Source organism: Micromonospora sp. WMMA1976 (assembly GCF_027497335.1).
GTDB lineage: Bacteria > Actinomycetota > Actinomycetes > Mycobacteriales > Micromonosporaceae > Micromonospora > Micromonospora aurantiaca.
This window is the reverse complement of the sequence record NZ_CP114912.1, coordinates 4,207,931-4,222,928: the sequence shown is the minus strand read 5'-3', so window position 1 is coordinate 4,222,928 and position 14,998 is coordinate 4,207,931. Positions and strand designations below refer to the sequence as shown.

Below are 14,998 nucleotides of genomic sequence, written 5' to 3'. Positions count from 1 at the left end.
GGCGGCGGCGACGGCGCGCTCAGTCGCGGTCGCTGTGGTTACGTGCCCAGCGGCCGCCGATCGGCGGCGTGTCCAGCCGCAGCGCGGCCTCGGCGCCGGTCAGGTCGTTGTCCTCGAACGCGCACGAGACACAGCTGCCCGCCTCGGTGACCCAGATGCCGTACGCCTGGGTGTCGGCGTCCCGGTGCCAGATCCGGTTGCCGCGCACGGTGGCCGAGTCGAACGGCGCGGCGATCGTGATGCCGCCGCACGCCGGTGGCGAGTCGGGCAGCTCGTACGCCGTGCCGGGCTCCGGTGTGTCCGCGCTCCAGCCGGTGGAGCCGTCCGGGCGTACCTCGGCCAGGGAGAGCCCGGTGGCGCTGTTGTCGGACACCACCGCGTCCCGCGAGCCGACCCGCACCACCTTGCCCCGGTGCCCGCCGGCCGGCCAGTCGGCGTTGCCGTCGGTGACCTCGCGCGGGCCGTATCGCACCGCCTCGCCGGAGCCGGAGCAGGCCGGGGCGGAGCGGCGGCCGTTGTCCCGGATCCGGTTCCCGACGATCGACGTGTCCAGCATCGGCCGGTCGATCCGGATGCCGTCCAGCGCGTTCTCCCGGATGTCGTTGTCCTGGATCACCACGTCGGCCGCCGCACCCCGGTAGCCGTGGCCCAGGTCGTGCTCGTGGTAGCCGAAACCGCCGTTGCGGCTGATCCGGTTGGCCTGGACCGCGTACGGGCCGGGGGTGTTGCCCATGCTGATGCCGTCGCCGACGTTGTAGTCGATCACGCAGCCGGTGACCAGGCCGCCGCGCCCGGCGACCCCGGCGGTGCCGTTGCCCGACACGTCGAAGCCGGCCTCCAGGTTGTTGGTCATGGTGCAGGCGGAGACGATCAGCCCGTCCGCGCCCCAGTCGGAGATGCCGAACCGGTTGGCCTGGCTGTGGCAGCCGACGATCCGGATGCCGCGCGGCGGGGTCCAGTAGTCCTTCTGCAGCTCCAGGAAGATGCCGTTGGTGCCGTTGCCGATGGTGGTGCAGTTGGCGATGGTGAGGCGCTCCACGTCGCCCCAGCCGCCGATGCCGACGCCGATCCCCGCGCCGCCCATCTGGTCGCCGTTGTCCAGCCGGCCGCATCCCACCACGACCACGCCGTCGATCAGGCTGTCCTGGAGGAAGTCACAGCCCAGGCCGGTCGCCCCGGTGTGGTGGATGTAGAGGTTGCGGAACACGCCGCGCACCACGTACTGCAGGCCCAGCCCCTTGGCCAGGTAGTCGTAGGACGTCTGGGCCACGCCGGAGCCGTCGATCTCGAAGTCGGCGAACGAGCAGTCGGCGATGTGCCGGTCCCGGTCCGCGCCGTGCTGCACCGTGGTCCAGAAGGCGAGCGGGACCGGCGCGCTGCGGTTGCCCTCGTTGCTGAGCAGGAAGCGGGTCGCCGCCGGTCCGGCGCCGATCAGCGAGACGCCGCTGCGCCAGACGGTGCCGGCGTCACGGATCGAGTACAGGCCGGGCGGGCAGTAGATCACCCGCGCCCGGCCGTCGGCGTCGTACCCGGCGCCGAGGCGGTCCACCAGCGCCGCCAGGGCGGGCTGGTCGTTTGTGACCCCGTCGCCGGTGAGGCCGTACTCGCGGGCGTCGCACCACAGCGGCGCGCCGGCGACCGGGGTCAGCCGTTGCGGTGTGGTGGTGGAGAGGCTCTTGCGCGACACGGGGAGCTCCCCTCGGGCGACGGTCGGTGGCCCGGACCGCTTTCCCGCTCCCGCCGCGCGGTAACGCCCGCGCTCAGGCGGCGGCGCCCACCCGTCGCTCGGCGGGCGCGGCCGGCACCTCCGGGGTGGCCGGCAGTCGCTCCCGGGTCGCCCAGAGCACGCCCAGCGTGGCCAGCAGCACCAGGCAGGAGCCGAGCATGTGCGCGCCGACCAGCACGGCGGGCAGGTGGGTGAAGTACTGGACGAAGCCGATCACGCCCTGGCCCAGCTCGACCGCGATCAGCACCGCGGCGGCCCGCGCCGCCCGAGCCGCGCCGACCGCCCGGAACGCGAAGTACAGCGCCACCGACAGACCGATCAGCAGGAAGACGCCGTCGGCGTGCACCTGGGAGATCGCCGCCGGGTCCAGGCCGTTGCGGGCCGCGCCGTGGTCGCCGGCGTGCGGTCCGCTGCCGGTCACCCACGTGCCGACGACCAGCACCGACGCGCTCACCGCCGTGGTGATCCAGGCGAGGGTACGCAGCGGCGCCGGTACGGTCGGGGACACCGGCCCGTCCGGGTCCTTGATGCGCCGCCAGAGCGCGTACGCGACCGCGATCACCGCCATCGAGGCGAGGAAGTGCAGCCCGACCACCCACGGGTTGAGGTTGGTGAGCACGGTGATGCCACCGATGACCGCCTGGGCCGGAATGCCGAACAGCACGCCCACCGCCAGCGGCAGCGTCCCGCGGCGGCGGGGGCGGTGCGCCAGCACGGCCAGCACCACGGCGAGCGCGATGATTCCGACCGCGAAGGTGAGCAGCCGGTTGCCGAACTCGATCACCCCGTACACGCCCATCTCGGGCGTGGTGGTGTAGGAGTCCTCGGTGCACCGGGGCCAGGTGGGGCAGCCGAGGCCGGAGGCGGTGAGCCGGACGGCCCCGCCGGTGACCACGATCGCGACGTTCGCGATGATCGAGGCGAGCGCGAGGCGGCGCAGCAGCGTGGCGGAGACCGGAAACCGGACGGATCGCTTCACGGAGCGAATCCTACGCACCGTAGTTGATCCCGATCGGGTGACTCCGGCACCCCGGTGGTCGGAATCACCGGACCCCGGGTTTGCGGGCCCTCCGCGAATTACGTAACGTTGCCGTTGTGAAAAACGCGGCGGCGCTCTCCCGAACGCCGGTGACCGGTCCGGTCGCCGGTGGTTCGCGCGCACGTCGCGGCGTACGGCCCGGCGAGCGGGAGACCGCTCCGGCCGACCTGTCGACCCGCGACCGGGTCACCCAGTTGCTGCTGGAGCGTGGTCCCACCACCGCCGCGCAGCTCGGCTCGGCGCTCGGCCTGAGCCCGGCGGCGATCCGCCGCCACCTCGACGCGATGCTCGCCGACGGTGACGTGGTCGCCCGCGAGCAGGCCGTGCGCGGCAGCCGCGGGCGCGGCCGGCCGGCCAAGGTCTTCGCGCTCACCGAGGCGGGCCGCGGCCGCTGTGGCACCCACCACTACGACAACATGGCCACCGCCGCGCTGCGGTGGATCGCCCGCACCGGCGGCACCGAGGCGGTCGCGGCGTTCGCGGCCGAGCAGGTCTCCGCGCTGGAGACCCGCTGCCGGGCAGCAATGGAGGACGCCGGTGACGCCCCGCTCGCGCGGGCGGAGGCGCTCGCCGGCGCGCTGACCGCCGAGGGCTACGCTGCCAACGCGTCCACGATCGCCTCCGGCGGCCAGCTCTGCCAGCACCACTGCCCGGTGGCGCACGTGGCCGCCGAGTTCCCTCAGCTGTGCGAGGCCGAGACCGAAGTGATCTCCCGTCTGGTCGGCACTCACGTACAGCGCCTGGCCACCATCGCGCACGGCGACGGCGTGTGCACCACGCACATTCCCGCCCAGTCCGGTTCCACCGTCACCACTGTGAGGACAGATAGATGACCGAGCAGATCGTCCAGCCCCTGACCCAGGAGGAGCAGCTCGCGGCCCTCGGCCGGTACGAGTACGGCTGGGCCGACCCCGACGTCGCCGGGGCGTCCGCCCAGCGCGGCCTCAGCGAGGCGGTGGTGCGGGACATCTCGGCCAAGAAGAACGAGCCGGCCTGGATGCTCGACCTGCGGCTCAAGGGCCTGCGGCTGTTCGGCCGCAAGCCGATGCCGAACTGGGGCGCCGACCTCACCGGGATCGACTTCGACAACATCAAGTACTTCGTGCGGTCCACCGAGAAGCAGGCCACCTCCTGGGAGGACCTGCCCGAGGACATCAAGAACACCTACGACAAGCTCGGCATCCCGGAGGCGGAGAAGCAGCGCCTGGTCGCCGGTGTCGCGGCGCAGTACGAGTCCGAGGTCGTCTACCACCAGATCCGTGAGGACCTGGAGGAGCAGGGCGTCGTCTTCCTGGACACCGACACCGCGCTCAAGGAGCACGAGGACCTGTTCAAGGAGTACTTCGGCACGGTCATCCCGGTCGGCGACAACAAGTTCGCCGCGCTGAACACCTCCGTCTGGTCCGGTGGCTCGTTCATCTACGTGCCGAAGGGCGTGCACGTGGACATCCCGCTGCAGGCCTACTTCCGGATCAACACGGAGAACATGGGCCAGTTCGAGCGGACGCTGATCATCGTCGACGAGGGCGCGTACGTGCACTACGTCGAGGGCTGCACCGCGCCCATCTACTCCTCCGACTCGCTGCACAGCGCCGTCGTGGAGATCATCGTCAAGAAGAACGCCCGGTGCCGGTACACGACCATCCAGAACTGGTCGAACAACGTCTACAACCTGGTCACCAAGCGCGCCGTGTGCCACGAGGGCGCGACCATGGAGTGGGTCGACGGCAACATCGGCTCCAAGGTCACCATGAAGTACCCGGCGGTCTACATGACCGGCGAGCACGCCAAGGGCGAGGTGCTGTCGGTGGCGATGGCCGGCGAGGGCCAGCACCAGGACGCCGGCGCCAAGATGGTGCACGCCGCGCCGCACACCTCCTCGACCATCGTGTCGAAGTCGATCGCCCGGGGCGGCGGCCGCACCTCGTACCGCGGTCTGGTGCAGGTGCTGGAGGGCTCGACCAGCAGCAAGAGCACGGTCAAGTGCGACGCGCTCCTGGTCGACACGATCTCCCGCTCCGACACCTACCCGTACGTCGACATCCGCGAGGACGACGTGTCGATGGGGCACGAGGCGACCGTCTCCAAGGTCAGCGAGGACCAGCTCTTCTACCTGATGAGCCGGGGCCTGAGCGAGGACGAGGCGATGGCGATGATCGTGCGCGGCTTCATCGAGCCGATCGCCAAGGAGCTCCCGATGGAGTACGCGCTGGAGCTCAACCGCCTGATCGAACTCCAGATGGAGGGCGCGGTCGGCTGACGCCGGCCACCCTCGCCTCACTGACACCGTCGTCGCTGAACAGACCAAGGAAGAGATGACTACCCAGGCTTCCGCGCCGCCCACGACCAAGTCGCAGGCGCTCCGCTCGTACGACGTCGCCGACTTCCCGGCCCTGACCGGCCTGGAGGAGGAGTGGCGCTTCACCCCGCTCAAGCGCCTGCGCGGCCTGACCGGGTCGGCGCAGGGTGCGACCGGCACGGTCCGGCATGAGTACGGTGACCTGCCCGAGGGCGTCACCGTCGACCGGATCGGCCGGGACGACCCGCGGGTGGGCAGCGTGCTCACCCCGTTCGACCGGGTCAGCGCGCTCGCGTACGGCGGGGCCGACGGCGCGCTGCTGGTGCGCGTCGACCGCGACGCGGTGGTGGAGGCGCCGGTGCGCCTGCGGGTGGTCGGCGAGAACGCCGAGGCGCTCGCCTTCGGTCACACGTTCGTCGAGGTGGACCGGTTCGCCGAGGCCACAGTGGTGATCGAGCACGTCGGCTCGGCCACGCTGGCCGACAACGTCGAGGTGACTGTGGGCGACGGGGCGAAGCTGACCCTGGTCACCGTCGCCGACTGGGCCGACGACGCGGTGCAGGCGCAGCACCTCAAGGTGCGGCTGGGCCGCGACGCCCGGATCCTGCACGTGCAGGTCAGCCTCGGCGGTGACCTGGTCCGGCAGTACACGTCTGTCGAGTACACCCAGCGCGGCGGCGAGGCCGAGCTGTACGGCGTCTACTTCGCCGACTCCGGCCAGCACCTGGAGCACCGGCAGCTGGTCGACCACACCGTGCCGGACTGCCGCAGCAACGTCGGCTACCGGGGCGCGCTGCAGGGCGACGACGCGCACACGGTCTGGGTCGGCGACGTGCTGATCCGTGCCGAGGCGACCGGCACCGACACGTACGAGATCAACCGGAACCTGCTGCTCACCGACGGCGCGCGGGCCGACTCCGTACCCAACCTGGAGATCGAGACCGGCGAGATCGCCGGCGCCGGGCACGCCAGCGCGACCGGCCGGTTCGACGACGAGCAGCTGTTCTACCTGATGGCCCGGGGCATCCCGGAGGCCGAGGCGCGGCGCCTGGTGGTGCGCGGCTTCTTCGCCGAGCTGATCAACAAGATCCCGGTCGAGGACCTGCGCGAGCGCCTGGGCGACGCCATCGAGGCCCGGCTGGCGAAGGCCGGCGCCTGATGCTCAAGATCTGCTCCACCGAGGACGTGCCGAAGGGCACCGCGATCAGCGCCGACGTGGACGGCGTGCAGGTCGCGATCGTGCACGGCGAGGACGACGTGTTCTACGCGGTGCACGACGAGTGCTCGCACGCCGCCGTGGCGCTGTCCGAGGGCGAGGTCGAGGGCTGCACGCTGGAGTGCTGGCTGCACGGATCCCGTTTCGACCTGCGTACCGGTGAGCCCACCGGGCTGCCCGCGACCGAACCCGTACCCGTCTATCCCGTCGAAGTCCGCGACGGCGACATCTACCTTTCCGTGGACGGCGACGGCCGTCCGCTGCCGAGCAATGGAGTGACCCGCTGATGAGCACCCTGGAGATCCGCGACCTGAAGGTGTCGGTCAAGCTGCCCGAGGGTGAGCTCAAGCCGATCCTGCACGGGGTCGACCTGACCGTGCGCTCCGGCGAGACGCACGCCATCATGGGCCCGAACGGCTCCGGCAAGTCCACGCTGGCGTACTCGATCGCCGGTCACCCCAAGTACGAGATCACCGGCGGCGAGGTGACCCTCGACGGCGAGGACGTGCTGTCCATGTCCGTCGACGAGCGGGCCCGCGCCGGTCTCTTCCTGGCCATGCAGTACCCGGTCGAGGTCCCCGGCGTGTCGGTGGCCAACTTCCTGCGTACCGCCAAGACCGCCATCGACGGCGAGGCGCCGAAGCTGCGCACCTGGGCCGGGGAGCTGCGGGGCGCGATGGAGAAGCTCCAGATGGACCCGGCGTTCGCCCAGCGCAACGTCAACGAGGGCTTCTCCGGTGGCGAGAAGAAGCGGCACGAGATCGTGCAGCTGGAGCTGCTCAAGCCGAAGATGGCGATCCTCGACGAGACCGACTCCGGTCTGGACGTGGACGCGCTGCGCGTGGTCAGCGAGGGCGTGAACCGGGTGCGCGACACCGGTGACACCGGCCTGCTGCTGATCACCCACTACACGCGCATCCTGCGCTACATCAAGCCGGACTTCGTGCACGTCTTCGTGGCCGGCCGGATCGTCGAGCAGGGCGGCCGGGAGCTGGCCGACAAGCTCGAGGAAGAGGGCTACGAGCGGTACGTCGCCGGGGCCGGCGCGGCGCGGGCCTGAGACTCGACATGACCTCGATGGCCATCCCGGCGGGCATGCCGCAGTACGACGACGTGCCCCGCTTCGACGTGGCGAAGGTGCGGGCCGACTTCCCGATCCTCGACCGGGAGGTCAACGGTCACCCGCTCGTCTACCTGGACAGCGCGAACACCTCGCACAAGCCGCGGCAGGTGCTCGACGTGCTCGCCGAGCACTACGCGCTGCACAACGCCAACGTGTCGCGCTCGGTGCACACGCTGGGCACCGAGGCGACCGAGGCGTACGAGGGCGCGCGGGCGAAGATCGCCGCGTTCATCAACGCGCCGAGCGTGGACGAGGTGGTGTTCACCAAGAACTCCACCGAGGCGATCAACCTCGTGGCGTACGCGTTCTCCAACGCCTCGCTGCGCGCGGACGGCGACCCGCGGTTCCGGCTGGGCCCCGGCGACGAGATCGTGATCTCCGAGATGGAGCACCACTCGAACATCGTCCCGTGGCAGCTGCTGGCGGAGCGCACCGGCGCGACGCTGCGCTGGTTCCCGGTCACCGACCAGGGCCGGCTCGACGAGTCCGGCCTGGACGACCTGGTCACCGAGCGGACGAGGATCGTCTCGCTGGTGCACATGTCGAACATCCTCGGCACCGTCAACGCCACCTCGCGGATCACCGCGCGGGTCCGCGAGGTCGGCGCGCTGCTGCTGCTCGACTGCTCGCAGTCGGTGCCGCACCTGCCGATGGACGTGGTCGACTACGACGCCGACTTCATCGTCTTCACCGGGCACAAGATGTGCGGCCCGACCGGGATCGGCGTGCTGTGGGGCCGGGGCGAGCTGCTCGCCGCGATGCCCCCGGTGATGGGTGGCGGCTCGATGATCGAGACGGTGACGATGGCGGGCTCGACGTTCGCCGCGCCGCCGGCCCGGTTCGAGGCGGGCACCCCGCCGATCGCCGAGGCGGTGGCGCTCGGCGCGGCGGTGGACTACCTCACCGCGATCGGCATGCCGGCGATCCAGTGGCACGAGAAGGAGCTGACGGCGTACGCGCTCGACGCCCTCGCCACCGTGCCGGAGCTGCGGATCTTCGGCCCGACGGTGCCGGTGGGCCGGGGCGGGACGATCTCGTTCGCGCTCGGTGACGTGCACCCGCACGACGTCGGGCAGGTGCTCGACTCGCTCGGTGTGCAGGTGCGGGTGGGCCACCACTGCGCCAAGCCGGTGTGCACCCGCTTCGGGGTGCCGGCCATGACGCGGGCGTCGTTCTACCTCTACACCACCACCGCGGAGATCGACGCCCTGGTGGCGGGTCTGGAGCGGGTGCGGAAGGTGTTCGACTGATGCAACTTGAATCTCTCTACCAAGAGATCATTTTGGACCACTACAAGCACCCGCACGGCCGTGGCCTGCGGGACGCGACGGACCCGGCCGTCCGGGTCGGCGAGGCGCACCACGTCAACCCGACCTGCGGCGACGAGATCACCGTGCGGGTGGCGACCGACGGCAGCGTGTTCACCGACATCTCGTACGACGGGATGGGCTGCTCGATCAGCCAGGCGTCGGCGAGCATCCTGCACGAGCTGCTGCGCGGCAGGGCCGCGAGCGACGCCGCCGTGGTGCACGAGGCGTTCGTGCAGTTGATGTCCGGGCGGGGCCAGGTCACGCCGGACGAGGACGTGCTCGGAGACGGGGTGGCGTTCGCGGGTGTCGCGCGCTACCCGGCCCGGGTGAAGTGCGCGCTGTTGTCGTGGATGGCGTTCAAGGACGCCGCGGCACGCGCCGGGGTGGGCGTGAGCCCGGAGGTGAAGGCATGAGCGACGAGAACATGACCCCCGAGGCCGGCGCGGTGGCGACGGACGGCACCGCCGTCAACGGGACTGTTGCCGACGGTGCGGCAGCGGGTGCGGCGGCCCCGGCCGGCGGCAAGGCCGCGATCGGTGACATCGAGGAGGCGATGAAGGACGTCGTCGACCCCGAGCTGGGCATCAACGTGGTCGACCTCGGCCTGGTGTACGGCGTCCACGTCGACGACGAGAACGTCGCCACCCTGGACATGACGCTGACCTCGGCGGCCTGTCCGCTGACCGACGTCATCGAGGACCAGGCGCGGCAGGCGCTGACCACCGGTCCGGGCGGCGGCCTGGTGAACGACATCCGGATCAACTGGGTGTGGCTGCCGCCGTGGGGCCCCGACAAGATCACCGACGAGGGGCGCGACCAGCTCCGCTCGCTCGGCTTCAACGTCTGACCGTTCTCCCGGTCACCGCCACGGGCGCGGCACCCCTGCCAAGGGGATGCCGCGCCCGTCGTGTCTGCGGGCTTGATCGACACCGTTACGCCGAAGTGTTGTGGTTGGAGGGGGTCTGATGCCGCTACGTAGCGGTGTCGTCAAGGTGTGGGCTGACGGCACTGCCATCGGCGGCGGGGCCGGGAACGGCGAGATCTTGGTACGAGAACGCCCCTTGGGCGGCCGTTTCCTTCCGTGACCTCCTCGCTTCCCTCATGCCGGGATCCGGCTCCCTAGTTGTGGGAAACTGTCCGCCTGTTCGGCTTGATCGACACCACTTCGCCGAAGTGGTGTGGTCGGAGTCGCTTTGATGCCGCTACATCGGCGTAGTGGTGCCGATCAAGGTGGGCTGACGGCACTGCCATCGGCAGCGGGGCCGGGAACGGCGAGATCTTGGTACGAGATCGCCCCCGAGGAGGCAGATTCGTACCAAGATCTCCAGCCCAGCCCAGCCCAGCCCAGCCCAGCCCAGCCCAGCCGCGGGGTGCGCGTGCGGGCGCGCGGGAAAAGGGGTCGCGGGGTGGGGGAGTGGGGCGCAGGATGAGCGGGTGATCGAGGCGTACCCGAAGCAGGTTCCTGTCCGTGCGGCCACTGCCGCGCGTCGACAGCGCACCCTGCCCTCGGCCGCCTCGACCCATCACCCGTCGTCGTGACCGGGGCGTTCCTGGCCGGCCTGGTCGCCGGCTACGGCGTCGCCATTCCGGTCGGCGCGATCGCGATCCTCATTCTCGGACTCAGCGCCCGTACCTCGTTCCGGGTCGGTGCGGCTGCGGCGCTCGGCGTGGCCAGCGCCGACGGGCTCTACGCGGCCGTGGCGGCGCTGGGCGGCGCCGCGGTGGCGAGCCGGCTCGCGCCGGTCGCGGGTCCGCTGCGACTGGTCGCCGCGGGGGTGCTGTTGGCTCTCGCCTGCCTCACCGCCTGGCGTGCGCTGCGCCCACCCGCCCCGACGCCGGAGCCGAGCGTGGAAGGCGGACCGGCCCGGGAAGGCGGGCCGCATCGGACGGCGGCGGCGCGGGGCGGGCTGGACACACCGGTGCGGGCGTTCGCCGCGGTCCTCGCGCTGACCCTGCTCAACCCGGCCACAGTGGTCTACTTCGTGGCGCTCGTCCTCGGCCGGGGTGACGTGCTCGGTGGTGGTCCGGCGGGCGCGGGTGCCTTCACCGCCGGGGTGTTCCTCGCCTCGGCGAGCTGGCAGTTGCTGATCGCCGGCGGCGGCACGCTGATCGGCCGGGCCCTCACCGGTCCCCGCGGGCGGCAGGTCACCGCGCTGCTGTCCAGTGTCATCGTCGCCGCGCTCGCAGTCGCCACGGTGCTCGCTGTCTGACCGACGTGGACACGCCGATGTGTCGGCCGGATTGCGGGCCGGTTCATGATCCGTAACCCCGGGATCGGCCGGAACGGCGGTTCCGGATGACGGAAGGAGCCGTCCCGGTCCCGCGTCCGACCACAGGTGCCCTCGGTCGTCAGGCCGGCCGTGCCGGGCCTGCGAAGCGCGGATCCCGCAAGCCGGGACGACCCGGATCACCGTCCAGGTAGAACCGCATCCTCTTTGCGGGTGATGTTCGAGCTCGCGAGTGGTCCTAGGGTCACGGAACAATCCGTGGACCGTTCACGTACGTCCGGTCATCCCCACCGGTCGTGCGTCAGTCCACACCCGATCGAACAGGGAGAAGACTTGAGGATCACCCTCGGGCGCCCGCCGCGCGACCGGCAGCCCGCCGGACCGCCTCGGCGCGGACGGACCGCTGCCCTCCTCGTCGCCGCGCTGGCCGCGGCGACGCTTCCCGTTCTCGCGGCGCCCGCGCCCGCCTCCGCCGCTCCCGGCGTCCACGGACCGTGGCAGAAGGTGGACAGCACGCCGGCGGCCACGAAGGCGGGCCGCAAGGCCGCGATCAAGGCCAAGCGGCTGGCCGCGTACAAGCTGGACCGCGGCACCATGCAGGGCCTGCTGGACAAGGCGCCGGCCGAGAAGCGCGTGGCGGTGGCCCGGGTGGCGAAGCAGGTGGTGTCGCTGCCCGCTCCGGACGGCACGTTCCAGCGTTTCGAGCTGGTCGACTCGCCGGTGATGGAGGCCGGCCTGGCCGCGAAGCACCCGGAGATCACCACGTACGCCGGCAAGGGCCTGGACGACCCGACCGCTACCATCCGGGCGGACCTCACCCCGCTCGGGTTCCACGCCTCGGTCCGCTCGGCGAAGGGCAACTGGTACATCGACCCGTACTACCAGCGCGACCAGAGCCTGTACGCGAGCTACTTCGCCCGCGACCTGGAGCACCCCGACGGCGAGTTCGTCGAGCGTGAGGACGTCACGCAGGAGGCGCACGCGCTGGCCGAGGAGATCGCCGAGGCGGAGGTGCCGGCCGGGCCGCTGGTGAAGCTGCGCACCTACCGGGTGGCGCTGGTGACCGACCCGTCGTATGCCACCTACTTCGGCGCGGAGAACGTCACCGCCGCGAAGGTGACGCTGATGAACCGGGTCACCCAGATCTACGAGGACGAGACCGCGATCCGGCTCGTCCTGATCAACGACACCGACAAGACGAACCTGAACACACCGGCCCTGGCCACCGAGCCGAACGGTCCGTGCGGCGCGGCGGCCTGCTTCACGCCGGCGCAGCTCACCTCCTGCGGCGGCGGCACGCTCAGCCGTAACCGCATCGTGCTCGGCCAGCTGGTCGGCGCGAGCAACTACGACGTGGGCCACGTCGGCCTGGGCGTCAACGGAGGCGGCGTGGCCAGCCTCGGCGTGATCGGCGGCAACGGCAAGGCGCAGGGCTGCACCGGCCTGCCCACGCCGGTCGGCGACTTCTACGCGGTCGACTACGTCTCGCACGAGATGGGTCACCAGTTCGCCGGCAACCACACCTTCAACGGCACGCAGTACAACTGCTCGGGCGGCAACCGCAGCGCGGCCAACTCGTACGAGCCGGGCAGCGGTTCGTCGATCATGGCGTACGCGGGCATCTGCCAGCAGGACAACCTCCAGCCGCACAGCGACCCGTACTGGTCGCACCGCAGCTACACCGAGATCACCAACTACGTCACGTCGAACCGCCCCGCCATCAACGAGGTGCAGAGCGTCTCGCTGTACGGGTTCGACGCCGACGGTGACTCGTTCACCATCAGCTACGCGGGCAGCGACTCGGCGCCGATCGTGCGGGGCGTCAACTACACCACCGCCGGCATCAAGGCCGCCGTCGAGGGCATCGCCGGCTGGCCGGCCGGCGCGACCGTCACCGTGGCCGCGTTCGGTGGCAGCGGCACGCTCAACGACAACGGCTTCCAGGTGACCTTCGGCGGCACGCTGGCGACCACGAACGTGGCGTCGCTGGAGCTGACGAACGCCGCCGGTGCCTCCGGCTTCGTCGGTGAGACGGCGAAGGGCGGCGCCATCGACAACGGCGGCTGGCTGGTCGAGGAGACCACCAACCACGCCCCGGTGGTCACCGTGCCGGACACCGTCACCATCCCGGTGCGTACGCCGTTCGCGCTGACCGGCAGCGCCACCGACGCCGACGGCGACACCGTCACGTACCTGTGGGAGCAGAACGACAGGGGTGCCACGACCGGCACCGCGCTGACGAACAACACGAAGGTCAACGGCCCGCTGTTCCGGGTGTTCGGCGAGGCGGCGATCGTGTCGCCGACCGACACGCTGAAGTACTACTCGCCGGGTCTGAACGCGGTCACCACCGACTCGACCCGGGTGTTCCCGGACCTGCGGCAGATCCTGGCCGGCAACACCAACGCGGCCACCGGCGCCTGCCCGGCCCCGCCTGCGCCGCCGGCCACCGGTGGCGCGTCGAACGTGCCGGCCGAGCTGGTCGACTGCTACTCCGAGTTCCTGCCCACCCGCGACTGGGTCGGCATCGCGGGCGACCGGACCCTGCACTTCAAGCTCACCGCCCGGGACGGGCGGCTGGGCGGCGGCGGCATCGGCAGCGCCGACGTCTCCGTGGTGCTGGCGCCGGACGCCGGTCCGTTCCTGGTGACCTCGCAGGGCGCCGCCGCCGTCCTGGACGGCGGCTCGACCCAGACCGTGACGTGGGACGTCGCGGGCACCGACGTGGCGCCGGTGAACGCCGCGCAGGTGAAGATCTCGCTGTCCGCCGACGGCGGGCTGACCTTCCCGTACGTGCTGGCCGAGCAGACCGCGAACACCGGCACCGCGACGGTGACGCTGCCGAACGTGGCGACCGGGAAGGCCCGGATCAAGATCGAGGCGGTCGGCAACGTCTTCTTCGACGTCAACGACGCCGACTTCACCATCCGCTCCGCCCCGGTCGTCACCAGCACCGCCCCGGACGGCGGCGTGCGTGTGCAGTACAGCGACGCGCTCTCGCCCGCCGTCACGGTGACCGCCACCGACGGCGACACCACGGGCGCGGACCTGACCGCTGCCGCCACCGGGCTGCCCGCCGGCCTGTCACTGGCCGTCGCGAGCACCTCGGCGACGGACGCCCGGCCCGGGTCGCGCACCTGGACGGTCGCCGGCACCACCACGGCGGCCCCGGGCGACTACCCGGTCACCGTGACGGCCTCCGACGGCTCCGGTCTGACCGGCAGCACCTCGTTCACCGTCACCGTCGCCGCCGAGGACGCGGCGGTCAGCTGGGCCGGTGACACGCTCGTGAACACCGCGACCGGCGGCTCGTCCAGCCAGGTGTTGCTGCGGGCCGTGGTCCGGGACGGCTCGGTGCTGCCCGGCGCCACGGACACCACAGCCGGTGACATCCGTACCGCCACCGTCACCTTCACCAAGGACGGCGTGACGCTGTGCACCGGTGTGCCCGCCCTGCTCGGCACGGCCACCACCACCGCGTCCGCGGCGTGCACGGCCACCCTGCCGAAGGGCACGCACACCGTCACCGCGACCGTCGGCGGCAACTACACGGGCAGCACCACCGCCCAGGTGACAGTCGCCGTCTCCGACGGCGGGTTCCTCACCGGCGGCGGTCACCTGACCGCCACCCGCTCGGCGGGCACCTACCCGGCCGACGTGAACTCCACCGTCGAGGTGGAGCTGAACGCGAAGCCGGGCAAGGCGAACAAGCCCGCCACGGGCAAGGCCGAGATCGAGTTCCGCTCCGGCGGGAAGTCGTACACGATCAGGGCCGGCACTGTGGACGCACTCGGCGTCACCTCGGCGGGCAAGGTCGCCCAGGTGCGCTACCAGGCCGCCCTGTACGACAACAAGGGCAAGCTGGTGGCCTCCGGCCTGACCCTGGCCGTGACGGTGACCGACAGGGGCGCCCCCGGTAGGAACGACACCGTCGGGCTGACCCTGTGGCGGGGCGGCTTGCTGCTCTTCTCGTCCGACTGGACGGGCGGCGCGACCGCCGAGGTCACGCTGAAGGGCGGCAACCTCACCGTCCACTGATCCACGCGGCAGACGCGGG

The 14,998-nt window shown here is 71.4% G+C and carries 12 protein-coding genes; 10 read left to right on the top strand and 2 right to left on the bottom strand.

The genetic code is table 11. The features are described 5' to 3' along the window. Positions 1-19: 19 nt before the first annotated feature. Together O7546_RS19255 and O7546_RS19250 are read right to left on the bottom strand one after the other, a co-directional pair. Positions 20-1,687: a right-handed parallel beta-helix repeat-containing protein gene (locus O7546_RS19255; RefSeq protein WP_194803167.1), complete on the bottom strand. Its 1,668-nt coding sequence runs from the start codon at positions 1,685-1,687 to the stop codon at positions 20-22. A gap of 73 nt (positions 1,688-1,760) precedes the next feature. Beyond that, a complete protein-coding gene (locus O7546_RS19250; RefSeq protein ID WP_194803166.1) occupies positions 1,761-2,723 on the bottom strand; it encodes a COX15/CtaA family protein in 963 nt (320 codons plus the stop codon). Positions 2,724-2,821: 98 nt separating this feature from the next. On the opposite strand from O7546_RS19250, the gene O7546_RS19245 reads away from it, so the two are divergent. The 10 genes from O7546_RS19245 to O7546_RS19200 all read left to right on the top strand — a co-directional run bounded on the left by O7546_RS19245 (position 2,822) and on the right by O7546_RS19200 (position 14,979). Continuing rightward, the gene (locus O7546_RS19245; protein WP_194803165.1) at positions 2,822-3,598 is read left to right on the top strand and encodes a metalloregulator ArsR/SmtB family transcription factor; all 777 of its coding nucleotides are present in this window, start codon (positions 2,822-2,824) and stop codon (positions 3,596-3,598) included. Further along, on the top strand, positions 3,595-5,025 hold the full coding sequence (gene sufB / locus O7546_RS19240) for a Fe-S cluster assembly protein SufB (RefSeq protein WP_013287447.1): 1,431 nt from the start codon (positions 3,595-3,597) through the stop codon (positions 5,023-5,025). Before O7546_RS19245 ends, sufB begins: the two co-directional genes overlap by 4 nt. A 55-nt stretch (positions 5,026-5,080) precedes the next feature. Then, positions 5,081-6,223: a Fe-S cluster assembly protein SufD gene (gene sufD, locus O7546_RS19235; RefSeq protein ID WP_194803164.1), complete on the top strand. Its 1,143-nt coding sequence runs from the start codon at positions 5,081-5,083 to the stop codon at positions 6,221-6,223. Further along, positions 6,223-6,567, top strand: coding sequence for a non-heme iron oxygenase ferredoxin subunit (locus O7546_RS19230; protein ID WP_013475890.1), 345 nt, complete (start codon positions 6,223-6,225; stop codon positions 6,565-6,567). Before sufD ends, O7546_RS19230 begins: the two co-directional genes overlap by 1 nt. Then, on the top strand, positions 6,567-7,340 hold the full coding sequence (gene sufC, locus O7546_RS19225) for a Fe-S cluster assembly ATPase SufC (protein ID WP_013287444.1): 774 nt from the start codon (positions 6,567-6,569) through the stop codon (positions 7,338-7,340). The genes O7546_RS19230 and sufC overlap by 1 nt, the downstream gene beginning before the upstream one ends. An 8-nt stretch (positions 7,341-7,348) precedes the next feature. Next, the gene (locus O7546_RS19220; protein ID WP_269697321.1) at positions 7,349-8,653 is read left to right on the top strand and encodes a cysteine desulfurase; all 1,305 of its coding nucleotides are present in this window, start codon (positions 7,349-7,351) and stop codon (positions 8,651-8,653) included. Then, entirely contained in the window at positions 8,653-9,126 is a 474-nt protein-coding gene (gene sufU / locus O7546_RS19215) for a Fe-S cluster assembly sulfur transfer protein SufU (protein WP_281599854.1), read from the top strand. Before O7546_RS19220 ends, sufU begins: the two co-directional genes overlap by 1 nt. Next, positions 9,123-9,560 carry a metal-sulfur cluster assembly factor gene (locus tag O7546_RS19210; protein WP_120568934.1) on the top strand — a complete coding sequence of 146 codons (438 nt, stop codon included), beginning with the start codon at positions 9,123-9,125 and terminating at the stop codon, positions 9,558-9,560. Before sufU ends, O7546_RS19210 begins: the two co-directional genes overlap by 4 nt. 688 nt (positions 9,561-10,248) lie before the next feature. Further along, a complete protein-coding gene (locus tag O7546_RS19205) occupies positions 10,249-10,923 on the top strand; it encodes a LysE family transporter (RefSeq protein ID WP_194803161.1) in 675 nt (224 codons plus the stop codon). A 351-nt stretch (positions 10,924-11,274) separates the two neighbouring features. Further along, a complete protein-coding gene (locus O7546_RS19200) occupies positions 11,275-14,979 on the top strand; it encodes a M12 family metallo-peptidase (RefSeq protein WP_281599853.1) in 3,705 nt (1,234 codons plus the stop codon). Positions 14,980-14,998 lie beyond the last annotated feature (19 nt).